Source organism: Leisingera sp. ANG49 (assembly GCF_059694505.1).
Genome location: NZ_JCATZN010000070.1, coordinates 1 through 340 on the forward strand (window position 1 = coordinate 1; position 340 = coordinate 340).

The window sequence follows — 340 nt, forward strand, 5'->3', positions numbered from 1 at the left end:
GCTTCTCTTCGGGATCGGCACGCTGGCCCTCCCATCATGGGATTAGAAGAGTGAAGCGGTCCAATCTGACTCGCGGCCTGGCAGCCATGATGCTGCCGGAACTGGACCCATTGCGAACTCGCCTCACCCATCGTCCCGCGAAGGACGTCTTCCCACCTGCGGTGGAACTCTAACTCCTTTCCGGGTCGATCACATTGCGATGGCTCCCTCCCGCGACCAGCGGAACTCGCTGCCATCGACCCACATCCTGTGCATGATCACCGAAAGGCGCCGCGCCAAAGCCACGACGGCCTTCTTGAAGCCACTACGCTTCGCGACGCCCACGGCCCAAGCTTTTAGC

The 340-nt window shown here is 61.8% G+C and carries 1 pseudogene; it reads right to left on the reverse strand.

Features of this window, described 5'->3' with window-relative positions:
- Positions 1-189: 189 nt before the first annotated feature.
- Positions 190-340 (reverse strand): annotated as a pseudogene (locus tag AC58NV_RS23775) (IS110 family transposase); the annotation flags it as partial.